Origin of the sequence: Shinella sumterensis, from assembly GCF_004514425.2 — a bacterium.
In the GTDB taxonomy this organism is placed as follows: Bacteria; Pseudomonadota; Alphaproteobacteria; order Rhizobiales; family Rhizobiaceae; genus Shinella; species Shinella sumterensis.
The window spans coordinates 185,861-207,845 of sequence record NZ_MYFN02000010.1 but is presented as its reverse complement, the minus strand read 5'-3'; the positions used below and the strand labels follow the sequence as shown (position 1 = coordinate 207,845).

Here is a 21,985-nt window from a genome sequence, read left to right as displayed (position 1 = left end):
TCCGTCACTCACCCATCCTGTAGTCGAGGAACCATTTCTTGTTGAGCGCGTCGAGCGTGCCGTCCGCCTTGAGCGCGGCGATCGCCGCGTTGACGGGCGCGACGAGGTCGGAGCCCTTGGGGAAGATGAAGCCGAAATCCTCCGTGCCGAGCGGCTCGCCCACCACCTTGAGCTTGCCGCCCGAGGAATCGACATAACCCTTGGCCGCGACGCTGTCGGTCAGGACCAGGTCGACGTCGCCGGCCTGGAGCGCCTGCACCGTGGCGCCGAAGGTCTCGAACAGCTTGATGCGCGGGTTCTGCTCGTTGCCGTCGAGGATTTCGTAGACGGCGGTGTAGAAGGGCGAGGTGCCGGGCTGGGCAGCGATCAGGCCGTCCTTGAGCGCGGTGAAGGACTTGGCGTCCGTAAAGCGATTTTCATCGGCGCGCACCAGCATGAACTGCTGCGAGCGCATATAGGGATCGGAGAAGTCGACCTTCTCCTTGCGGTCATCCTTGATGGTGATGCCGGTCATGCCGATGGCGTACTGGTTGTCGGAGACGGCCTGGATCATCGCGTCCCAGGACGTGTTCTGATACTCGACCTTGAAATTCAGCCGCCTGGCGATCTCGTTCATCGCGTCGTATTCCCAGCCGATCTGCTCGCCGGTCTTGGGATCGACGAACTGCAGCGGCGGGTAGGCGTTCTCCGTGACCACGACGACCGTCTTTCCGCCGAGATCGGGTAGCTCCGAGGCGAGGGCGACGGCAGGCATGAGGACAGCGGCGGCGAGGCCTGCAAGAACGGTGCGTCGGGAAAACATCGGGCTGAACTCCTGGAATTGTGGCGGCGAAACACTGTCACAGGTTCAGGCGGTCAGGCAAGCACGACGCGTTCGCCGCAAGGCGTTTGCATAAAACAAAAAGCCGCCGGCCAGGGCCGACGGCTTTCAATTCTTCCAGGGTCTGCCGATTATTCGGCGGCGCCTTCGGCAGCCTTTGCTGCTTCTTCAGCAGCGGCCTTCTCGGCGGCTTCGGCGGCGGCCTTTTCAGCGGCGAGCGCCTGAGCGGCTGCGACCTTCTCGGCTTCCAGGCGTGCCTTTTCCTCGGCAATGGCCTGGCGCTCGGCGTCGTTCAGCTTGCGGGCGCGCGTGCCGACGTTCTCGACGATACGGGCCGACTTGCCGCGACGATCGCGCAGGTAGTAGAGCTTGGCGCGGCGGACCTTACCGCGGCGGACGACTTCGACGCCTTCGACGAGCGGCGAGTAAACCGGGAATACGCGCTCGACGCCTTCGCCGTAGGAAATCTTGCGAACGGTGAAGCTCTCGTTGATGCCGCCGCCCGAACGGGCGATGCAGACGCCTTCATAGGCCTGAACGCGGGTACGCGTGCCTTCCGTAACGCGTACGTTGACGCGAACGGTGTCACCCGGGGAGAATTCCGGCAGGGTGCGCTTGGCTTCAATCTTGGCGGCCTGTTCGGCCTCGAGCTGCTTGATGATGCTCATCGGTCTAACCTTCGGTTGTTCTGAAACAGCCAGAGCGCTCGACGGTCCCTCGGAGGTCATGCCTCGTGTGGTAGTCCGTTGCCGGACGGAGCGGATTCGCCATTCTTTGATTGCAGGTCGGCGGGATAATCCCAAATCCGAGCGGGCCAATACACCAATCGCGCCGCCTTGTCATCCCTTATGCCGGAAGAATCAGGCGGCGGGGCGAATTTTCTCGCCTTGCCGGCTCCCGCACCTGCCGCTATCAGCAATCGAGGGGAGGCCTTTTCAGGCCCGTGGGAGTGAGATGACCATTGCCGACGCCGTTTTCCTGTTCGTCGCCGGATTCCTGTCCGGCGTGGTCAACGCCATTGCCGGCGGCGGCACCTTCCTGACCTTCGGCGCGATGACGCTCACCGGCCTGCCGCCGATCGTGGCCAGCGCCACATCCGCCATCACGCAGTTTCCCGGTTATGTCACTTCGACGCTCGCCTATGCGCGCGAAATCCGCGCGGACAGGCGCGAGGCGATGGTGCTCGGCGCATGGTCGCTGGTGGGCGGGCTGATCGGCGCGCTCATCCTGGTCTCGATGTCGAACGCCGCCTTCCGCGTGCTCGTTCCCTGGCTGATCCTCGGCGCGACGCTGGTCTTCGCGGCGGGGCCCTATCTGCGCCCGAAGACGCTTTCGCCGGAAAAGCCGGTCTCGCCGGCCGGGCTTGCGGGACAGTTCGTGACCTCGATCTATGGCGGGTTCTTCGGCGCGGGCATGGGCATCATGACGCTCGCCGTGCTGGGCCTCACCAAGGGCGGGGATTACCACCGGCTGAACGCGCTCAAGAATTTCCTCGCCCTCGTCATCGCGGCCATGGCGATCGTCGTCTTCGCGAGCGGCGACGTGGTGGCCTGGCCGCAGGCCGCGATCATGGTGCCGGCCGGGGCCATCGGCGGCTATGCCGGCGTCTGGGCGGCGCGGCGCGTGCCGCAGCCGGTCATTCGCGGCCTTGTCGTCGCGGTAGGACTGGCGCTGACGGTCTACTATTTCGTGATGGGCTGAGCGGCCAGAAGATCGGGCCGGCGTTCGCGCGTCAGCTTCAGCGCTTCCTCGGAACGCCATTTCTCGATGGCCGCGTGGTTGCCTGACGTCAGCACCGCGGGAATTTCGCGCTCTTCCCAGATCTGCGGGCGGGTGTAATGCGGATGCTCCAGCAGGCCGCCCTCGAAGCTCTCGTGTTCGCCCGACAGGGCATTGCCCATCACGCCGGGCAGGATGCGCACGACGGCGTCGAGCAGGATCATGGCCGCCGGCTCGCCGCCCGAGAGGATGTAGTCGCCAATCGAGACCTCCTCCAGCCCGCGCCCCTCGATGACGCGCTGGTCGACACCCTCGAAGCGGCCGCAGACGATGATGGCGCCCTCGCCGGCCGCCAGTTCGCGCACGCGCTGCTGGGTGAGCGGCCGGCCGCGCGGGCTCATCAGCAGGCGGGGACGGTTATCGCCTTCGCCGGCGTGGTCGATGGCCCTCGCCAAGACGTCGGGCTTCAGCACCATGCCCGCGCCGCCGCCGGCCGGCGTATCGTCGACGGAGCGGTGCCGGTCGGTGGCGAAATCACGGATCTGCACGCAATCCAGTGCCCAGTCGCCGCGCGCAAGGGCCTTGCCGGACAGCGACTGGCCGAGCAGGCCCGGAAACATTTCCGGATAAAGGGTCAGGACGGTGGCGCGGAAAGCCACGTCATTCACCGCTGTCGGACAGCGGCGGGCGGCGGCGACGGCTGCCCGGTCCATTGTCCTTCTCGTCGTCCACCAGGCCAGCGGCGACGGGATCGATCAGCAGGCGTCCGCCCTCGACGTCGATCTCCAGCACGGCGGCTTCGGAGAAGGGGATGAGCACCGGGCGCTTGCCGGGGCCCTTGAGTTCCAGCAAGTCACCGGCGCCGAAATCGAAGATGCCCGTGACGGTGCCGTGGCTGCGGCCGCTCTCGTCGACGGCTTCCAGCCCTTCGAGATCGGCATAGAAGAACTCGTCTTCGTCCAGTTCCTCGTCCGGCAGGTTGTCGCGCTCGATATAGAGGTCGAGGCCGTTCAGCGCCTCGGCGGCGTTGCGGTCGTTGATGCCGCGGAAGCGCACGACGACCACATTCTTCGCCTCGCGGATTTCCAGAACCTCGAAGGACCGGCCGTCCTCGGTGTGCAGGTGGCCGTAATCGCCGATGGCGGTGGGGTCGATGGTGTAGGATTTCACGCGGACTTCGCCACGCAGGCCCTGCGCGGCGCCGATGCTGCCCATGAGGACGGGATTTTCCAGTTTCACCATGGTGGCTTCCGAGCGTTCTATCGTTCCGGTTTCAGATGAGAGCGGGCGAAGACGCTTTACGACGTTCCGCGCCGCGCTCCAAACGAAAACGGGCGGCATGAGACACGCCGCCCGCTTCCAGATGGTCTTGCCGTCGATTATTCGGCGGCAGCAGCAGCGGCGTCTTCTTCCTTCTGCTTCTTCTCGGCGGCGCGCTCGACGGCCTTCTTGCCCGGCTTTGCCTTGTTCGGGTTGTTGCGGGCTTCGCGCTTCAGAACGCCGGCGTCGTCCAGGAAGCGGGCAACGCGGTCGGTCGGCTGTGCGCCCTTGGCGATCCATTCCTTGGCGCGGTCGGCGTCGATCTGGACGCGGTTGGCGTCGTCCTTGGCGAGCATCGGGTTCCAGGCGCCGAGGCGGTCGAGGAAGCGGCCGTCACGCGGCGAACGGGCGTCGGCAACAACGATCTGGTAATACGGACGCTTCTTGGAGCCACCGCGGGCGAGACGAATTTTCAGGGACATGTTTTTCTCCTTCGATGTGGTGAGCCTGCGCTTGGTTTACGCAGGAGCATTCTGGTTTGCACCGCTGTGTTCAGCGGCAATGGCTTCATGATGCCGGATCACCTCGCGGATGATGAAGTTCAGGAACTTCTCCGCGAAATCCGGATCCAGATTGGCGTCCTTCGCCAGGCGGCGGAGGCGTTCGATCTGGTATTCTTCGCGCGCCGGATCGGCCGGCGGCAGTTCATGCGTCGCCTTCAGCACGCCCACCGCCTGGGTGCAGCGGAAGCGCTCGGCGAGCATATGCACGAGGGCGGCGTCGATATTGTCGATCGACTGCCGGTACTGGCCCAGCTGTTCTTTGATCTTCGGATCGATGCTCATGCCTCAGCCCCTCACTTCTTCTTCGGCAGGCCGGGCAGGCCCGGAAGGCCGCCGAGACCGGGAAGGCGTCCGCCGCCAAGACCCGGCAGACCGCCGCCGCCCAGACCCGGCATGCTGCCCGGCTTGATGCCGGCGGCCTCGGCCTGCTTGGCCAGCGCCTCGAGCTGCTTGGGGTCCATCTTCGACAGGTCCGGCATGCCTCCGCCAAGGCCGCCGAGGCCCATCTTGCCGGCAAGCCCGCCCATCATCTGCTTCATCATGCCGCCCTTCTTGCCGCCCATCATCTTCATCATGTCCGCCATCTGGCGGTGCATCTTGAGAAGCTTGTTGATGTCGGAGGCATCGGTGCCGGAGCCGGCGGCGATGCGCTTCTTGCGGGAATGCTTGAGGATATCGGGGTTGGCGCGCTCGGCCCTGGTCATCGAATTGATGATGGCGATCTGGCGGCCGAACAGCTTGTCGTCGAGGCCGGCGGCCGACATCTTGTCCTTCATGCCTGCCATGCCGGGCATCATGCCCATGATGCCGCCCATGCCGCCCATCTTCTGCATCTGGCGCAGCTGGTCGGCGAGGTCGTTCAGGTCGAACTTGCCCTTGGCCATCTTGGCGGCCATGGCGGCCGCCTTCTCGGCATCGATGTTCTCCGCAGCCTTCTCCACGAGCGAGACGATGTCGCCCATGCCGAGGATGCGGTCGGCGACGCGGCGGGGGTGGAATTCCTCCAGCTCGCCCATCTTCTCGCCGACGCCGATCAGCTTGATCGGCTTGCCGGTGACGGCGCGCATGGAGAGGGCCGCACCGCCGCGGCCGTCGCCGTCCATACGGGTGAGAACGAGGCCGGTGATGCCGACGCGCTCGTCGAAATTGCGGGCGAGGTTGACGGCGTCCTGACCGGTCAGCGCATCGGCGACGAGCAGGATTTCATGCGGATTGGACTTCCGCTTGATCTCCGCCATCTCGATCATCAGCGGCTCGTCGATATGGGTGCGGCCGGCGGTGTCGAGGATGACGACATCGTGGCCGCCGAGCTTGGCGGCCTGCACGGCGCGCGCGGCGATATCGGTCGGCGACTGGCCGGCGATGATGGGCAGCGTGTCGATGCCGGTCTGCACGCCGAGCTGGCGAAGCTGCTCCTGCGCGGCCGGACGGCGCGTGTCGAGCGAGGCCATCAGGACCTTCTTCTTGTCGCGCGTGGTCAGCCGGTTGGCGATCTTGCCCGAGGTGGTCGTCTTGCCCGAGCCCTGGAGGCCGACCATCATGATGACGACGGGGGCAGCCGCGTTGAGATCGATCGAAACGCCCTCGGAGCCGAGCATCGACACGAGCTCGTCATGCACCAGCTTCACGACCATCTGGCCGGGCTTGATGGACTTCAGGATCTCGGCGCCGACGGCCTTTTCGCGCACCGCATCGGTGAAGGAACGCACCACTTCCAGCGCCACGTCCGCTTCCAGCAGCGCACGGCGGACCTCGCGCAGCGCTGCCGAGACATCGGCCTCGGAAAGCGCGCCACGGCCTGTCAGTCCATTCAGAATGGAGCCAAGGCGGTCCTGGAGTGTTTCAAACATCACGTCTTCCTTCTTGTTTCCGTGTTCGCCGGAAACGTCAGTGCTATCGGCGACGAAAACAAGACGCAAAGCCAAAAAGCACCCGAGGGCGCATCGCGCTGTCGGGTGTTGACCTCCGGGATCTCTTTATACCTTCGCGGGTCCCGGTCGGCGGCTTCAAGCATTCTCACTTGTCGCTGATGGCGCGGCTTTAACCCCATCGGTGCCGGAAAGTCAAGGACATCACCCAAATCCGGCCCGTCGTCACATTTGCGCGAGCCGGCGCCGCGCCGTTGCGGCAAAAGGCGCGCGCACCTATCTTCTGGCGATGAATCGTCGCAAGTTTCTCAAATGGTCCGGTATAGGCGCTCTCGCGATGCCTGCGGGCGGCGCGGCCGCAAGCACGGGCCGGGCGGCGAACCGCTATTATGACGGCCCCGTCAGCGACCATTTCGACGGAACGCGCTTCTTCAATCCCGATGGCGAGGAGCCGAACAATTTTGTCGAGCTGCTGCGCTGGCAATTCGGCGGCGGACGCGTGGCCTGGCCCGCCGACTGGCCGAGCCCGTTTCCGCCGGCCGTGCCGGAGGCGCGGGTCGAGGGAGATCGCCTCGTCGTGACCATGGTGGGCCATGCCACCCTCCTGATCCAGACCGCCGGCCTCAACATCCTGACCGACCCCGTCTGGAGCGACCGGGCGAGCCCCTTGCCCTTTGCCGGGCCCAAGCGCGTCAATCCGCCGGGCGTCCGGCTCGCCGACCTGCCGAAGATCGACGTCGTGCTCGTCACGCACAACCACTACGACCACCTCGACCTCGCGACGCTGAAAACGCTGGCCAGGCGGGACGATTGCCTGATCTTCACGCCGCTCGGCAATGACAGGATCATCGGACCGGCCGCCGGCAAGGGGCGCGTCGCGACCATGGACTGGGACGACAGTGCGCCCTTGACGGCCGATGTGACGCTCCATTGCGAACCGTGCCACCACTGGTCGGCGCGCGGGCTGGCCGATCGCCGCATGGCGCTGTGGTCGGCCTTCCTCATCGAGACGCCGGGCGGTAAGATCTACCATATCGGCGATACCGGCTTTCACCGGGGCATCAACTACCGGGCGATCCGCGAGAAGCATGGCCCGATCCGCCTCGCCAACCTGCCCTTCGGCGCCTACGAACCGCGCTGGTTCATGCGCCCGCAGCACCAGAATCCGGATGAGGCGGTGCAGGGCATGGTAGCGAGCGGTGCCGCCTTTGTCGCCGGCCATCATTGGGGCACGTTCCGGCTGACCAACGAGGGCGTGGACGAACCGCTGGCGGCATTGGAAAGTGCGCTGGACGCAGCCGGCATCGGGCGCGAGCGTTTTCGCGCTTTGAGGCCCGGCGAGACGTTTGAGGTTCCCCGCTCCACCGTCTGAGCAAAGTACTGGAAATCCGCGGGCTTTTCCGCCATATACGGCCCAACGGGCCACCTTGGGCCCAATCGGGCAGGCGCAATGACAGAAACGGTCGAATTCGCAAGGATGAACGGGCTGGGAAACATGATCCTGGTCGTGGACATGCGCGGGCGTCCGGATGTCGTCACGCCGGCGGCGGCGATCGCGCTCAATGCCGATCCCGCGACCCGCTTCGACCAGATCATGGCGATCCACGATCCGAAGGTCGACGGCACCGATGCCTTCATCGATATCCTGAATTGCGACGGCACGCGGGCGCAGGCCTGCGGCAACGGCACACGCTGCGTGGTGCAGGCGCTGGCCGCCGAGACGGGCAAGAAGGCCTTCACCTTCCAGACCGTCGCCGGCATCCTGAACGCCGTCGAGCACGCGGACGGCACGATTTCCGTCGACATGGGCAGGCCGGTCTTCGAATGGGACCGCATCCCGCTCGCCGAGGAATTCTACGATACGAGCCGGATCGAGCTGCAGATCGGGCCGATCGACGATCCGGTGCTGCATTCGCCCTCGGTCATGTCGATGGGCAATCCGCATGCGATCTTCTGGGTCGACCGCGACCCGATGAGCTTCGATCTCGACCGTTTCGGCCCGCTTCTCGAAAACCACCCGATGTTTCCGGAAAAGGCGAATATCACGCTGGCGCAGGTGACCTCGCCGACCACGATGACGACGCGCACCTGGGAGCGCGGCGCGGGGCTGACGCTCGCCTGCGGATCGGCCGCCTGCTCGGCGGGCGTTTCGGGCGCGCGCACCGGCCGCACGGGCCGCACGGTGGAGATCACCGTCGCCAGCAGCCCCAACTGCGGCAAGCTCACCATCGAATGGCGCGAAGACGATCACGTCGTCATGACCGGCCCGGCCGAATGGGAATGGTCGGGCATGCTTGATCCCGCAACCGGCGCGTTCCGCCGGGATGACGCCGAGGCGGCCGCCCTTTGAGCGGGGTCGAGGTCATAACCTTCGGCTGTCGGCTCAACACCTACGAATCGGAAGTGATGCGTGCGGAAGCCGAGAAGGCGGGGCTGAACAATGCCGTGCTGGTGAACACCTGTGCGGTGACCGGCGAGGCCGTGCGGCAGGCGCGGCAGGCAATCCGCCGTGCGCGCCGCGACAATCCGCACGCCCGCATCATCGTCACCGGCTGCGCCGCGCAGACCGAAAGCGAAACCTTCGCCGGCATGCCGGAAGTGGACGCCGTGCTCGGCAACGAGGAGAAGCTGAAAAGCGCCTCCTATCGCCGGCTGCCGGATTTCGGCGTCTCGGCCGAAGAGAAGCTTGTTGTCAACGACATCATGAGCGTGCGGGAAACCGCGCCGCAGATGGTGAAGCTCATCGACGGCCATGTGCGCGCCTTCGTGCAGGTGCAGAACGGCTGCGACCACCGCTGCACCTTCTGCATCATTCCCTACGGCCGCGGCAATTCGCGCTCGGTGCCGATGGGCGCGGTGGTGGAGCAGGCGCGCAAACTCGTCGAAGGCGGCTATTGCGAGATCGTATTGACCGGCGTGGACGCGACCAGCTACGGCGCCGACCTGCCCGGAAAACCGAGCCTCGGCCTGCTTGCCAAGACGCTTTTGAAGCAGGTGCCGGAGATCCGGCGCCTTCGGCTTTCCTCCATCGACAGCATCGAGGCGGACGATCATCTCTGGGACCTGATTTCCGACGAGCCGCGTTTCATGCCGCATCTGCATCTGTCCTTGCAGCATGGCGACGACATGATCCTCAAGCGCATGAAGCGCCGCCATTCGGCCGCCGATGCGCGCGCCTTCTGCGACCGCGTGCGCGATCTGCGGCCTGAGGCGAGCTTCGGCGCGGACATGATCGCCGGTTTCCCGACGGAGACGGAGGAGATGTTCGCCAATGCCGGACGGCTCGCGGAGGATTGCGGCATCGCGCATCTGCACGTCTTTCCCTATAGCCCGCGCCCGGGAACGCCGGCCGCGCGCATGCCGCAGCTCGACCGGGCGCTGGTCAAGGAGCGCGCGGGGCGCCTGCGCGAGACTGGAAAACGGCTCGCCGAGGCCCATCTCGTCTCCATGATCGGGAGAGAGGAAATGATCCTCGTCGAGAACAACGGCCTTGCCCACACGGAAAACTTCACGCTCGTCGATGCCGCGGGTCTCAAGCCGCGCGACCTTGTGCCGGTGACGATCACCGGCCACAATGGCAAGCACCTGACGATGCGGCCCGTAACCGCCTTCTCGCATAACTAGCGGACACCTTTCATGGCCCTCGGCTTCATCAAGAAGATCTTCACCTTCGGAAAAGACACCGCGCCCGAGCAGAAGCCGGAGGTGGAGGTTCCCGCCGTCGTGCCTGACGATGCGGCGGTGGCGCCCGCGCCGGCCACGGAAGAACCCGTCGTGACGGAAGAGCGCGACGCGCTGCTCGACGAGGCCGAGGCCGCCAACCCGGAGGCCGGCAGCCACGTTCCCGACGAGCCGGAGCCGGATATCTATCCGCTGCCGCACGCGCCGAACCTGCCGGTCGCCAAGGACCCGGTCGCGCCGGCCGAGATGGAAACGGCGGGCGGGCCTTCGGACGACGTTCCGGAAGAGGCAATCGAAGACCCGGCGCCCGACGAAGAACCGGACGCGCCGAGCGAAGACATTGACGTGGTGGAGGAGCCGGTTGCTCCTGTCGAGGATGTTTTCGAGCCCGAAGAAAGCGTTGCGCCGGCCGAAGAGCAGGCCGTGGCCGCCGCAACCGAGGATCCCGTTCTCGAAGAGGCTGTTTCAGTCGAGCCGAAGGCGCTGCCCAAGGGCTTTGCCACGGCTGAAAGCAAGCCCGTCGCCGAGGTCGCGGCGCCGGAGCCGAAGCGCACGTGGTTCCAGCGCCTGCGCGAGGGGCTTTCGCGCACCTCCTCGCAGCTCACGGGGCAGATCACCAGCCTCTTCACCAAGCGCAAGCTCGATGACGACACGTTGCAGGATCTGGAGGATCTGCTGATCCAGGCCGATCTCGGCGTGGAGACGGCGCTGCGCATCACCGATACGCTGGCGTCCGAGCGCTACGGCAAGGATGTGACGGGCGCCGACGTGTCGCGCATCATGGCAAGCGAGATCACCAAGGTGCTCGCGCCGGTCGCAAGGCCGCTGGAACTCGACCTCAATCACAAGCCGCATGTCATTCTCGTCGTCGGCGTGAACGGCACGGGCAAGACCACGACCATCGGCAAGCTTGCCGCAAAACTCTCCGGCGCGGGCCTCAAGGTGATGCTCGCCGCCGGCGATACGTTCCGTGCGGCGGCCATCGAGCAGCTGAAGATATGGGCGGAGCGCACCGGCTCGGACATCGTTTCCTCCAAGCTCGGCGCCGATGCGGCGGGCCTCGCCTACGAGGCCTATGAGCGGGCGAAGGAAAGCAAGAGCGACGTGCTGATCATCGACACGGCCGGGCGGCTCCAGAACAAGACGGAGCTGATGGCGGAACTGGAGAAGATCGTGCGCGTGCTCGGCAAGCTCGATCCGGACGCACCGCACACCGTGCTCCAGACGCTCGATGCCACGACCGGCCAGAACGCCATGAACCAGGTCGAGATTTTCCGCAACGTCGCGGGCGTTTCGGGCCTGATCATGACAAAATTGGACGGTACGGCCCGCGGCGGCATTCTTGTGGCGATTGCCGCCAAACACAAGCTGCCTGTCTATTTCATCGGTGTCGGCGAAGGGATCGACGATCTCGAACCCTTCGAGGCCAAGGATTTCGCGGAAGCGATTGCAGGAGTACAGGCATGAGCAAGGCAACGATGGACGCCCCGGCGAAGACGGAGGAGAAGGTCAGCCCGCTCCTCAAGATGGTGCTGGAACTCGGTCCGCTCGTCGTGTTCTTCTTCGCCAATTCGCGCGGCGAATGGCTGGCCTCGCACTTTCCCGTGCTGGCCGAAATGGGCGGCCCGATCTTCATCGCCACCGGGCTTTTCATGGCCGCGACGGCGATCGCGCTCATCGTCTCCTGGATCTTGACGCGCACGCTGCCGATGATGCCGCTGATCTCGGGCATCGTGGTCTTCGTTTTCGGCGCGCTGACGCTCTGGCTGCAGAACGACACGTTCATCAAGATGAAACCCACCATCGTCAACACGCTGTTCGGCGCGATCCTGCTCGGCGGACTTCTGTTCGGCAAGTCGCTGCTCGGCTACGTCTTCCATGCCGCCTTCAAGCTCACCGACGAGGGCTGGCGCAAGCTGACGCTGCGCTGGGGCCTGTTCTTCCTCTTCCTGGCCGTGTTGAACGAGGTCGTCTGGCGGTCGTTCTCGACTGATTTCTGGGTGGCGTTCAAGGTCTGGGGCACGATGCCCATCACCATCGTGTTCACGCTCGCCCAGATGCCGCTCATCATGCGCTACTCCGCCGACCAGACGGAAGAGGGCAAGGCGTCCTGAGGTTTTCATCAGTACGGCGATTCCATCAGAAAATGTGATTGAACGACCGAAGTCCGACAATTGATCTGGCCGGGCGATTTGCCTAGAAAGGCCAAAATTCGTTCAAGGGAGAGACTTCATGCGCCACCTTTTGCTCGCCTGTGCGGCAACGCTTGCCCTTTCGCTGCCTGCGAAAGCCGAAAACGTCACTGTTGCCGTAACGGCCATCGTCGAACATCCGGCGCTGGATGCGGTGCGCGACGGCGTGAAGGAAACGCTGGAAGCGGCAGGCTACAAGGACGGCGAGAACCTGAAGTTCTTCTACGAGTCGGCGCAGGGCAACCCCGCGACGGCGGCGCAGATCGCCCGCCAGTTCGTCGGTGAGGACCCGACGGTGATCGTGCCGATTTCCACGCCGTCGGCCCAGGCCGTCGTGTCCGCGACGAAGGACATTCCCGTGGTCTTCACGGCCGTTTCGGATCCGCTCGGCGCACAGCTCGTCACCGACATGGACAAGCCGGGCGGAAACGTGACGGGCCTGTCCGACATGTCGCCGGTCGCCGAACATCTGGCGCTGATCAAGGAAATCCTGCCGGAGGCGAAGACCATCGGCTATCTCTACAATTCCGGTGAGGCGAACTCGGTTTCGCTGCTTGCCGTGCTGAAGGCCGAAGCTGAAAAGGCCGGCCTCACCGTCGTCGAATCCGCCGCCACCAAGTCCGCCGAAGTGCAGGGCGCTGCCCGCGCGCTGGTCGGCCGTGCCGACGCGATCTACATCCCGACGGACAACACGATCATCTCCGCGCTGGAAGGCGCGGTCGCCGTTGCCGAGGAAGCCAAGCTGCCGCTCTTCACCGCCGACACGGATTCCGTCTCGCGCGGCGCCATCGCGGCTCTTGGCTTCAACTACAAGGACGTGGGCAAGCAGACGGGCGATATCGTCGTGCGCATCCTCAAGGGCGAGCAGCCGGGCGATATCGCCGTGAAGGTTGCCGCCGGCACGGATCTCGTCGTCAACAAGGGCGCGGCGACCAAGATGGGCGTCACGCTTCCCGAAGCCGTCGTCGGCCGCGCGACCCGCGTGATCGACTAAACGCGGGTCCCCCCGCGCATCGCCAATCGGAATCAACCGCTGCCGGATCGCCCGGCAGCGGTTGATCTGTTAAGAGGACCGATCCGCATGCGTGCGGGAGGTGACCCAAGAGAAAGCCGAGAACCGTGAGCCTGATTGCCTTCTGGGGTGCCGTCGAACTGGGGCTGGTCTATGCCTTCGTCGCGATCGGCGTTTACCTTGCCTTCCGCGTGCTGGACTTTCCCGACCTGACGGTCGACGGGTCGTTTCCGCTGGGGGCCGCCGTGGCCGCCGTGCTGATCATCGCGGGCGTCAATCCGTGGCTGGCCGCCGCGGTCGCCATGGTGGCGGGCGCGCTCGCCGGACTGGTGACGGCCGTGCTGAACGTGCGGTTCCGCATTCTCAACCTGCTCGCCTCGATCCTGACGATGATCGCGCTCTTCTCCGTCAACCTGCGTGTGATGGGCAAGCCGAATGTCGCGCTGATCAATGCCGAGACGATGATCAGCCCGTTCTTCGGCCATGGCCTGCGGGATTTCTATGTCCGCCCGCTGTTCGTCGGCGTCCTCGTCGTCATTGCGGTCATCGTCGTCTGGCGCTTCCTTGAAAGCGATGCCGGCCTTTCGATGCGCGCGACCGGGGCTAACGCCCGCATGGCCCGCGCGCAGGGCGTCAACACCAACAAGCAGATCTATCTCGGGATTGCGCTTTCCAACGCGCTGGTCGCGCTCGGCGGCGCGCTGTTTGCCCAGACCAACGGCTTTGCCGACGTGACGTCGGGTGTGGGCACGATCGTCGTCGGCCTTGCCGCCGTCATCATCGGCGAGACGCTGTTTGGTGCGCGCGGCATCCTGATCGCGCTGATCGGCTGCGTCGTGGGCTCGATCCTCTACCGCATCGCCATCCAGCTCGCGCTGTCGTCCGATATTCTCGGCCTCCAGGCCTCGGACCTCAACTTCGTGACGGCGCTGCTCGTCACCGTGGCGCTCGTTCTGCCGCGCCTTCGCCGCGGAGGAGCCGCCTGATGATTTCCGTTTCCGATATCAAGGTCACCTTCGGCAAGGGCACGCCGCTGCAGAAGCAGGCGCTGAACGGCGTCAGCCTCACCATCGAGGAGGGGCAGTTCGTTACCGTGATCGGCTCCAACGGTGCGGGCAAGTCCACCCTGCTCGGCGTTCTCGCCGGCGACGTGATCGCGACCGAAGGCAAGGTGACGATCGGCACGGCCGATGTCACGCGGCAGGGCACGGCCGCCCGTGCGGGCCGCGTCGCGCGCGTCTTCCAGGATCCGCTGACGGGAAGCTGCGGCGCGCTCTCGATCGAGGAGAACCTGGCGCTGGCCGCCCGTCGCGGCGAACGGCGCGGGCTTGCCTCCGCGCTTGGCCCGCAGCGGCGCGCACTCTTCCGCGACCGCATCGCCGAGCTCAATCTCGGGCTTGAGAACCGCATGCGCGACCGCATGGACCTGCTCTCCGGCGGCCAGCGTCAGGCGGTCTCGCTCGTCATGGCCACGCTTGCCGGTTCCGACGTGCTGCTGCTCGACGAACACACGGCGGCGCTCGATCCGGGCATGGCGGAGTTCATCATGACCCTTACGCAGAAGATCGTTTCGGAGCGCAAGCTGACGACGCTGATGGTGACGCACTCCATGCGCCAGGCCCTCGACTACGGCCACCGCACGGTGATGCTGCACGGCGGCGAGATCGTGCTGGATGTGGCCGGCGACAGCCGCAAGACGTTGCAGGTCGAGGATCTCATCGCCATGTTCCGCAAGATGCGCGGCCAGACGCTGGATGACGACGCCCTGCTGATCGGCTGAGGGATCTGCAACAGGCGGTTCGCCCTTCGCGTCAGCGCGCCTGCGTGAGGAAGATCTTCATCGCGAAGACCGAGAAGACGCCGGCGAAGGTGTAGTCGATGCCGCGCAGCACCTTCGGGTTCTGCTGAAGCCAGGCGGCGAGCTTGTCTGCGGCCAGCACGACCATGGCGTTGACCGGCATGCCGATCAGGATGAAGAAGACGCCGAAGAAGATGAGCTTGCCGGTGACGTGCGGGTCGCCCGCCGAGACGAACTGCGGCAGGAAGGTCATGAAGAAGATGATGACCTTGGGATTGAGCAGGTTCACCCAGAAGCCCGTCGAGATATTGGCGAGTGCGGTGCCGCGCGGGCCCGTCGTGGCCTTCACCGTGAAGTTCGAACCGTGGCGGATGGCCTGCACGGCAAGCCACAGCAGGTAGGCCGCGCCGCCGGTCTTGAGGATCATGAAGGCGGTGGGCGAGGCGGTGATGAGGGCCGCGATGCCGAAAGCCACGAGCAGCGTGTGCACGCAGATGCCGAGCCCCGTGCCCAGAACGACGAACAGCGCGGCGCCGCGGCCCTGCGACAGCGCCCGGCTGATCGACAATGTCATGTCGGGGCCGGGCGTGGCGGCGAGCAGCAGGCTTGCCGCGGAAAAGGCGAGCAGTGTCGGAAGCGTGGGCAGGAAGTCCATGGCAAGGGTCTCGAAAGCCGGAAAAGGTCGAAAACTCTTATCCGGCTTTCCGCCGATTACCAATCAAAGCTTGTTATGGCCCGTTACGTTTCTTCCACGAAGGCGCGAAATTTCTCCGCATAGTCGGGGTGCCAGCGCGACAGCGGCGGGCGGTTTTCGATGACGTCGCCGATCGCCCATGCCATGCGACGTTCGTCGAGCGCGCGCGGCACGTCGTTATCGGGGCAGAGGATATAGAAATCGCCGCGTTCGAGGCTTTCCATCATGAAATCGACGGTCTGCGCCGGTGTCCAGGCGGCATCCGGCTTTTCCGTGCGGTCGCCCTTCGTGAGCGCGGTATAGACGAAGCCGGGGATGAGGAGATGGGCGGAAAGCCTCACACCCTCGGTGTTGCGCAGCTCGTGCTGCAGCGCCTCGGTGAAGACCTTCACGCCGGATTTGGAGACATTATACGCGGGATTGCCGGGCGGCGTGGTGATGCCCTGCTTGGAACCGGTGTTGATGATCAGCCCGGGCTCGCCATGGGCCAGCATGTTGGGCCCGAAGACCTGCGTGCCGTGGATGACGCCCATCAGGTTGACGGCGAGGATGTGGTCCCAGTTGGCTTCGGCGCTGAAGATCGATGTGTCCGGCTGGATGCCGGCATTGTTCATCAGCACATGAACGCGGGCGAAACGCTGCTGGACGGCGCGTTCCAGCGCTTCCAGCTCGTGGCGGTGGGCGACGTCGGTCTCCACCGCCATGATGTTGGCTTCGCCGGCAATGGCTTCGAGTTCGGCACGCGCTTCGGCAAGCTGGCCGGCATTGCGGTCGGCGATCGTCACGAACATGCCGGCCTCGGCAAAGCGCCGCGCGGCGGCAAGGCCGATCCCGGAGGCGCCGCCGGTGATGACGGCGACATTGGCTTCCTTGATGATGTCCTTGAGGTCGGTCATGGGTTCATCCCCTTCCATGGTCCTGTCTGCGCAATATGGGGTCGCCCGCGGCGGCGTCAAACCCTGCTTGCGGCAGGAGGCGGCGGGCATCGCCCTTGCGTCACGCGCCAATCTCGCTAAAAGTGCCCGCGAAACCGGGCCTTCGCGGGTTTGCGGCGTCCCTCATGCAACGGACCTCATCATCATGGCATCACATAAAGACGTAAAGAAAGTCGTGCTGGCCTATTCCGGCGGCCTCGATACCTCGATCATCCTGAAGTGGCTTCAGACCGAACTCAACGCCGAAGTCGTGACGTTCACGGCCGACCTCGGCCAGGGCGAAGAGCTGGAGCCGGCGCGCAAGAAGGCGGAGATGCTCGGCATCAAGGAGATCTTCATCGAGGACGTGCGCGAGGAATTCGTGCGCGATTTCGTCTTCCCGATGTTCCGTGCCAATGCGGTCTATGAAGGCGTCTACCTGCTCGGCACGTCGATCGCCCGGCCGCTCATCTCCAAGCACCTGATCGAGATCGCCGCAAAGACCGGCGCCGACGCCATCGCGCATGGCGCGACCGGCAAGGGCAACGACCAGGTCCGCTTCGAGCTTTCGGCCTATGCGCTGAACCCCGACATCAAGATCATCGCCCCCTGGCGCGACTGGTCGTTCAAGAGCCGCACGCACCTGCTCGAATTCGCCGAGCAGCACCAGATCCCGGTCGCCAAGGACAAGAAGGGCGAAGCGCCGTTCTCCGTCGACGCCAACCTCCTGCACTCCTCCTCCGAGGGCAAGGTTCTGGAAGATCCGGCCATCGAAGCCCCCGAATATGTGCATATGCGCACCATTTCGCCGGAAGCCGCACCCGACAAGGCGACCATCATCAAGGTCGGCTTCGAGCGCGGCGATGCCGTGTCCATCAACGGCGTGCGCATGTCGCCGGCCACGCTGCTGGCCGCACTCAACACCTATGGCCGCGACAACGGCATCGGCCGTCTCGACCTCGTCGAGAACCGCTTCGTCGGCATGAAGTCGCGCGGTGTCTACGAGACGCCCGGTGGCACGATCCTGCTTGCCGCGCACCGCGCCATCGAGAGCATCACGCTCGACCGCGGCGCCGCGCATCTCAAGGACGAGCTGATGCCGCGCTATGCGGAACTCATCTATTACGGCTTCTGGTTCTCGCCGGAGCGCGAGATGCTGCAGGCGCTGATCGACAAGAGCCAGACCCATGTCGAGGGCGAAGTGACGCTGAAGCTCTACAAGGGCAATGTCATGGTGATCGGCCGTGAATCGGAGAAGTCGCTCTATTCCGACAAGCTCGTCACCTTCGAGGACGACCAGGGCGCCTACGACCAGAAGGACGCCGCCGGCTTCATCAAGCTGAACGCGCTGCGCCTGCGCACGCTCGCCGCCCGCAACAAGCGCGGCTGATTTTCAGGCATTGAAGACAAGGCCCGCTGCCGGAAACGGCGGCGGGCTTTTTCATTCCGCGGGTTTTACGGCTGCGGTTTTGCCCGCAAGGCTCCGCTCGCGCGCGCAGACCGCGCGATGCCAAGCATAGGCCAGAACCGCCATGAGACCCATGGACGGGATGATGATGCCGAAGGCGAAGAGCGGTTTGCCGATGGCGGCGGCGATCACGCCGGCGAGGAAGCCGGAGCCCATCTGGATAAAGCCCATCGCCGCCGAGGCGGAGCCTGCGATATGCGGAAAGGGCTCCATGGCGGCCGTCATCATGTAGGGCATGACGAAGGCGATGCCGAAGGCATAGAGGCCGACCGGGCCCATGACGCTGAGAAAGGTCGGTTGCGCCAGCGCATGCGATGCCAGCACGATGAGGATGCTCGCGGTGCCGATGGAACAGAGGCCTGCAATGACGATCCCGTTCGGCGTGAGCCGGCGCATCAGGAGCCGCACGGCGACCGTGCCGAGGAAGAAGAAGCCGGATTGCATGAGCATGCCGACGCCGAACTGGGTGGGTGTCAGCCCGACTCGACCGATGAGAATGAAGGGCAGCATGGTCGCCTGGCCGTAAAGGGCGCCCAGCGCGCCCGCTATCACCAATGTCGCCGACAGAAAGCGCGCGCTGGTGGCGATGGCGCGGTAGGCGCTCAGGATCGGCCGGATATGGCCCCGGGTGGAATCGGGCGTCGTCGTCTCGGCCATGCAGAAACAGACGATGCCGCAGGCCGATAGCGCGAAGCCAACCATCAGGAAGAAGATCGACTGCCAGCCGAACAGGCCGAGTGCGAAACCGCCGAGCGTCGGCGACACGGCCGGGCCGATGGCCAGCATCATGCCCACCATGTTCATGATGCGGGCGGCCTCGCTGCCGGTGAACTGGTCACGCACGATGGCGCGCGAGACGGTCGTGCCGACCGAGACGCCGATGCCCTGCACCAGGCGGCCGGCCAGCAGCACGTCCACCGTCGGCGCGAAGGCCGCCATCAGGCTGCCGATGAGGTAGACGGACAGGAAGATCAGCGTCGTCTTTCGCCGGCCGAGCACGTCGGACATGGTGCCGGACACCAGCTGCGAGAGCGCGAAACCCGCGAAATAGAAGGAAAGCGTCAGCTTGATCGCCGATTCGGTCGAGGCAAAGGCATGCACCAGCTCCGGCATGGCGGGCGTATAGAGCGCCATGGAGACGGGGCCGATGGCGACCAGGAAAGCGCTGATGATGGAGGTGCGGCGCTCGCTCATCCGGGCCCGGGTCATCGTCCGGTCTCCCGGGCAAGCGTCAGGGCGGCATCGTCTTCTTCCAGAGCCGAGAGGTTGGCGCGCAGAAGCTTCAGGCGGCCATGGATCTGCGCCAGCTCGTCTGCGCCGATGCCGCTCGTCACCTGCTGCATAAGATCGAGCTGTTCCGTGCGGATGCCCGTTATCAGGGCGCTGGCGGCGGGGGTGGTGAAGATCAGCTTGGCGCGCCGGTCGGCCGGATCGGGCCGCCGTTCTATGAGGCCGAGGCTCTGGAGGCGGTCCAAATAGGTGGAGAGCGTCATCGGTTCGATGCCCATGCGCCGGGCGATATCGAACTGGCGGCTGCCTTCGAGCGAGGCGATGCGGACGAGCGTGCGGGCCTCGCCCGGCGTGAGGCCGAGACCGGCGGAGGCGATGCGCCGCTCGAAGGCACTTCTCAACATGCGCGCGACATCGATGAGGACGAAGCCGAGCGCATCGGGATCGGGACGGGACGACATGACCGCTTTCCAATGTATATTGTAAGCCTTGCTTACGATTTCACAGGGTTTGCCGCAACCGGGAAAGCCGGTTTTCCTTTGCATGGCTGCCTTGCAGCGCGAAGGCGAGGCGTTTCGCGCCCATCTTGACGAATCCCCTGAATCCCCGGAGATTGGACCATCTCTTTGGGGGCAACCATGACAGCCACGATGTTCTTCGGCGCCTTTATGGCCGCCCTTCTCTACGTGCTCATTCCCGGACCGGCTTTCCTCGCGCTTCTCGGTATCGGCGCGGGGCAGGGGCGCAAGGCGGGCGCGCTCTTCATGGGAGGGCATCTGGCGGGCGACCTGCTCTGGTCGGCGCTGGCGCTGGTGGCCATCGTGGGTGCCAGAACGATCGGCACGACGGTGTTCGACGTGCTCGGTCTTCTGTGCGGCTTCTATCTGGCATGGATCGGCTGGTCGGCTCTGCGGGCGAAGCCAAGGCAGGACGGCAGTGCCGTGATGACGGTGGAGCGGCCGCTGCGGCGCGGGCTCGTCTTCGGGCTCACCAATCCGAAGGGCTATCCGGTCGCGCTGGCCACGTTCACGGCGCTGCTGGCGGGGTCCTCCAACGCGCTCGATTTTTCCGCGCTGCCGGCCCTGCTCGGCGTGTCCTTCTTTGGCTTCCTCGTGGCCGATGTCATTCTGATCGGGATCATCGGCGCGGGCCTGGTGCGGCGCTTCTATCGCCGCCATGAACTCGCCATCGTGCGCCTGTCGGGCCTGCTCTTCATGGGCTTTGCCGTCCAGGCCGTGTGGCACGCGGCGCCCGGCCTCCTTGGCTGGCGCAAGGCCTAGAGCATTTCCGGTGAACTCCGGTTCACCGGAAATGCTCTAGATTCCTGTTTTTACCGCATTATCCGACGCCGAAGCGATTTCGCTTCGGCTGGAAATGCTCTAGCCGGCGGGGAGCGGGAAGCGGACCGTCACGCGCAGCCCGCGATCGTCCTGACCGCTTTCCAGCGAAACCGCCGCGTCGAACAGTGCCGCGATCTCCTCGACGATCGGCAGGCCGAGCCCCATGCCCGGCGCATCGCGGTGTTCGCCGCGCGAGAACCGCTGGCGCACCAGCGGACGGCGTTCGGGCGGAATGCCGGGGCCGTTGTCCTCTACCGCAAGAAGCACCGCATCGGCCACCTGGCGAACGCTGACCGTGACCTCCGCGCCGTGCCCGGCATAGGCGATGGCGTTTTCCACGAGGTTGCGCAGCAATTCCCCGAACAGCAACGGCTCGGCGCGGGCAAGAACGGGACCGTCACCCTCATAGCCGAGATCGATGCCGGCTTCGGCCGCCGACGGCACGCGGTCGGCGGTGAGTTGCTGGGCAAGGGCGGCGATATCGATCGGCGCGGGGCGGCGCGGCTCGTTCGAACCGGCGGCGTCGACCTTCGCCATCAGGAGAAGCTGGGCGAGGATGCGTTCGGCATGGGCGACGGCGGCATCGCCCTTGCGCGCGGCCTCCTGGGCCTCCTCCAGCGTCGCGGCACGGCTCGCCAGCGCGAGCTGGGTGCGGATGATGGCGAGCGGCGTGCGCAGCTGGTGGCTGGCATTGCCGGAAAAATGGCGCAGCGCATCGAGCGCGGATTGCAGGCGCACCATGAAGGAATTGACCGTGTCGACCAGCCCCTGCACCTCGCTCGGCACGCGCTGCTCGATGGGGTGGAGATCATCGGGGCTGCGCTCGGCGATGGCATCGCTCAGGCGATAGAGCGGCCGCAGCGACACGGTAACCGCAATCCACACGATGGCGGCGGCACCTGCGATCATCATGGCAAGACGCAGCGCCGAGCGGATGAGGATGGCCTGCGTCAATTGCCGGCGCGCGATGGTGGTCTCGGCGACAGTGACCGCGAAGGGCACGGAATTGATGCCCGTCGAGGCCGAGCGGTGAAGCACGGCAATGCGGATCGGCTCGCCGCGGAAGGTCGCATCCGCAAAGCCTATCGACTGGCCTTCCACCTGGGGAATGGTCGGCAGGTTCTGGTAGCCGGTGATGAACTGGCCGGGCGGCCCGTCCACGCGGTAGAAGACGCGGTCCTGCGCCGCCGAGGTGAGCATTTCCAGCGCGACATAGGGGATGTCCACCTCCAGCGCGCCGTTTTCCGTCACTACGACGCGTTCGGCGATGGCAAGCGCGGAGCCGGCGAGCACGCGGTCGGAGACGGAATTCGCCGTCTTCACGGCCTCGCGGTAGGTGTCGACCAGAGCGATGACGCCGATCACCGCCGTCGAAACGAGCAGCCAGGCCAGCAGGCGGCGGCGCAGCGAGGAGGCGGGCAGGAGC

At 65.5% G+C, this 21,985-nt stretch carries 23 protein-coding genes; 11 read left to right on the top strand and 12 right to left on the bottom strand.

The window, feature by feature from the left end:
* Positions 1-4: 4 nt before the first annotated feature.
* Both B5M41_RS18675 and rplS read right to left on the bottom strand, forming a co-directional pair.
* Positions 5-802 (bottom strand): basic amino acid ABC transporter substrate-binding protein, encoded by a 798-nt coding sequence (locus B5M41_RS18675; protein ID WP_134649274.1) that lies wholly within the window; start codon positions 800-802, stop codon positions 5-7.
* A gap of 149 nt (positions 803-951) precedes the next feature.
* On the bottom strand, positions 952-1,488 hold the full coding sequence (gene rplS / locus B5M41_RS18670; RefSeq protein WP_134649275.1) for a 50S ribosomal protein L19: 537 nt from the start codon (positions 1,486-1,488) through the stop codon (positions 952-954).
* 286 nt (positions 1,489-1,774) lie between these two features.
* Here rplS and B5M41_RS18665 point away from each other — a divergent pair, with 286 nt between their 5' ends.
* Complete coding sequence (locus B5M41_RS18665) at positions 1,775-2,521, top strand: sulfite exporter TauE/SafE family protein (protein ID WP_134649276.1); 747 nt, start codon at positions 1,775-1,777, stop codon at positions 2,519-2,521.
* On the opposite strand, the gene trmD is transcribed toward B5M41_RS18665, so the two are convergent.
* From trmD to ffh, 5 genes are all read right to left on the bottom strand, one after another.
* Entirely contained in the window at positions 2,503-3,198 is a 696-nt protein-coding gene (gene trmD, locus B5M41_RS18660; RefSeq protein WP_134649427.1) for a tRNA (guanosine(37)-N1)-methyltransferase TrmD, read from the bottom strand. The genes B5M41_RS18665 and trmD overlap by 19 nt on opposite strands.
* Before the next feature lies 1 nt (position 3,199).
* On the bottom strand, positions 3,200-3,781 hold the full coding sequence (gene rimM, locus B5M41_RS18655; RefSeq protein WP_134649277.1) for a ribosome maturation factor RimM: 582 nt from the start codon (positions 3,779-3,781) through the stop codon (positions 3,200-3,202).
* A 137-nt stretch (positions 3,782-3,918) separates the two neighbouring features.
* Positions 3,919-4,281, bottom strand: a complete 363-nt coding sequence (rpsP, locus tag B5M41_RS18650; protein WP_134649278.1) for a 30S ribosomal protein S16 — start codon at positions 4,279-4,281, stop codon at positions 3,919-3,921.
* A gap of 36 nt (positions 4,282-4,317) precedes the next feature.
* Positions 4,318-4,644: a chorismate mutase gene (locus tag B5M41_RS18645; protein ID WP_134649279.1), complete on the bottom strand. Its 327-nt coding sequence runs from the start codon at positions 4,642-4,644 to the stop codon at positions 4,318-4,320.
* 11 nt (positions 4,645-4,655) lie between these two features.
* Positions 4,656-6,212 carry a signal recognition particle protein gene (gene ffh, locus B5M41_RS18640; RefSeq protein ID WP_134649280.1) on the bottom strand — a complete coding sequence of 519 codons (1,557 nt, stop codon included), beginning with the start codon at positions 6,210-6,212 and terminating at the stop codon, positions 4,656-4,658.
* A 307-nt stretch (positions 6,213-6,519) separates the two neighbouring features.
* Here ffh and B5M41_RS18635 point away from each other — a divergent pair, with 307 nt between their 5' ends.
* The 8 genes from B5M41_RS18635 (at position 6,520) to B5M41_RS18600 (ending at position 14,895) form a co-directional block, all read left to right on the top strand.
* Positions 6,520-7,602 (top strand): MBL fold metallo-hydrolase, encoded by a 1,083-nt coding sequence (locus B5M41_RS18635; RefSeq protein ID WP_134649281.1) that lies wholly within the window; start codon positions 6,520-6,522, stop codon positions 7,600-7,602.
* 78 nt (positions 7,603-7,680) lie between these two features.
* A complete protein-coding gene (gene dapF / locus B5M41_RS18630) occupies positions 7,681-8,580 on the top strand; it encodes a diaminopimelate epimerase (protein ID WP_134649282.1) in 900 nt (299 codons plus the stop codon).
* The gene (mtaB, locus tag B5M41_RS18625; protein WP_134649283.1) at positions 8,577-9,854 is read left to right on the top strand and encodes a tRNA (N(6)-L-threonylcarbamoyladenosine(37)-C(2))-methylthiotransferase MtaB; all 1,278 of its coding nucleotides are present in this window, start codon (positions 8,577-8,579) and stop codon (positions 9,852-9,854) included. The genes dapF and mtaB overlap by 4 nt, the downstream gene beginning before the upstream one ends.
* A 12-nt stretch (positions 9,855-9,866) precedes the next feature.
* Positions 9,867-11,378 (top strand): signal recognition particle-docking protein FtsY, encoded by a 1,512-nt coding sequence (gene ftsY / locus B5M41_RS18620; protein WP_134649284.1) that lies wholly within the window; start codon positions 9,867-9,869, stop codon positions 11,376-11,378.
* Positions 11,375-12,025 (top strand): septation protein A, encoded by a 651-nt coding sequence (locus B5M41_RS18615; RefSeq protein WP_134649285.1) that lies wholly within the window; start codon positions 11,375-11,377, stop codon positions 12,023-12,025. The genes ftsY and B5M41_RS18615 overlap by 4 nt, the downstream gene beginning before the upstream one ends.
* Before the next feature lie 118 nt (positions 12,026-12,143).
* On the top strand, positions 12,144-13,097 hold the full coding sequence (locus B5M41_RS18610) for an ABC transporter substrate-binding protein (RefSeq protein ID WP_134649286.1): 954 nt from the start codon (positions 12,144-12,146) through the stop codon (positions 13,095-13,097).
* 125 nt (positions 13,098-13,222) lie between these two features.
* The gene (locus B5M41_RS18605; RefSeq protein WP_134649287.1) at positions 13,223-14,101 is read left to right on the top strand and encodes an ABC transporter permease; all 879 of its coding nucleotides are present in this window, start codon (positions 13,223-13,225) and stop codon (positions 14,099-14,101) included.
* Positions 14,101-14,895 (top strand): ABC transporter ATP-binding protein, encoded by a 795-nt coding sequence (locus B5M41_RS18600; RefSeq protein ID WP_134649288.1) that lies wholly within the window; start codon positions 14,101-14,103, stop codon positions 14,893-14,895. The genes B5M41_RS18605 and B5M41_RS18600 overlap by 1 nt, the downstream gene beginning before the upstream one ends.
* A 31-nt stretch (positions 14,896-14,926) precedes the next feature.
* Here B5M41_RS18600 and B5M41_RS18595 read toward each other — a convergent pair whose 3' ends face one another.
* Entirely contained in the window at positions 14,927-15,568 is a 642-nt protein-coding gene (locus B5M41_RS18595) for a LysE family translocator (protein WP_134649289.1), read from the bottom strand.
* A gap of 83 nt (positions 15,569-15,651) precedes the next feature.
* The gene (locus B5M41_RS18590) at positions 15,652-16,503 is read right to left on the bottom strand and encodes an SDR family NAD(P)-dependent oxidoreductase (RefSeq protein ID WP_134649290.1); all 852 of its coding nucleotides are present in this window, start codon (positions 16,501-16,503) and stop codon (positions 15,652-15,654) included.
* 184 nt (positions 16,504-16,687) lie between these two features.
* Here B5M41_RS18590 and B5M41_RS18585 point away from each other — a divergent pair, with 184 nt between their 5' ends.
* The gene (locus B5M41_RS18585) at positions 16,688-17,911 is read left to right on the top strand and encodes an argininosuccinate synthase (RefSeq protein ID WP_134649291.1); all 1,224 of its coding nucleotides are present in this window, start codon (positions 16,688-16,690) and stop codon (positions 17,909-17,911) included.
* A 51-nt stretch (positions 17,912-17,962) separates the two neighbouring features.
* Here B5M41_RS18585 and B5M41_RS18580 read toward each other — a convergent pair whose 3' ends face one another.
* Both B5M41_RS18580 and B5M41_RS18575 read right to left on the bottom strand, forming a co-directional pair.
* Positions 17,963-19,198 carry a multidrug effflux MFS transporter gene (locus B5M41_RS18580; protein WP_134649292.1) on the bottom strand — a complete coding sequence of 412 codons (1,236 nt, stop codon included), beginning with the start codon at positions 19,196-19,198 and terminating at the stop codon, positions 17,963-17,965.
* Complete coding sequence (locus B5M41_RS18575; protein ID WP_134649293.1) at positions 19,195-19,680, bottom strand: MarR family winged helix-turn-helix transcriptional regulator; 486 nt, start codon at positions 19,678-19,680, stop codon at positions 19,195-19,197. Before B5M41_RS18575 ends, B5M41_RS18580 begins: the two co-directional genes overlap by 4 nt.
* 177 nt (positions 19,681-19,857) lie before the next feature.
* On the opposite strand from B5M41_RS18575, the gene B5M41_RS18570 reads away from it, so the two are divergent.
* Positions 19,858-20,499, top strand: a complete 642-nt coding sequence (locus tag B5M41_RS18570; RefSeq protein ID WP_134649294.1) for a LysE family translocator — start codon at positions 19,858-19,860, stop codon at positions 20,497-20,499.
* Between the two features lie 99 nt (positions 20,500-20,598).
* On the opposite strand, the gene B5M41_RS18565 is transcribed toward B5M41_RS18570, so the two are convergent.
* Positions 20,599-21,981 carry a sensor histidine kinase gene (locus tag B5M41_RS18565; protein WP_413713182.1) on the bottom strand — a complete coding sequence of 461 codons (1,383 nt, stop codon included), beginning with the start codon at positions 21,979-21,981 and terminating at the stop codon, positions 20,599-20,601.
* Positions 21,982-21,985 lie beyond the last annotated feature (4 nt).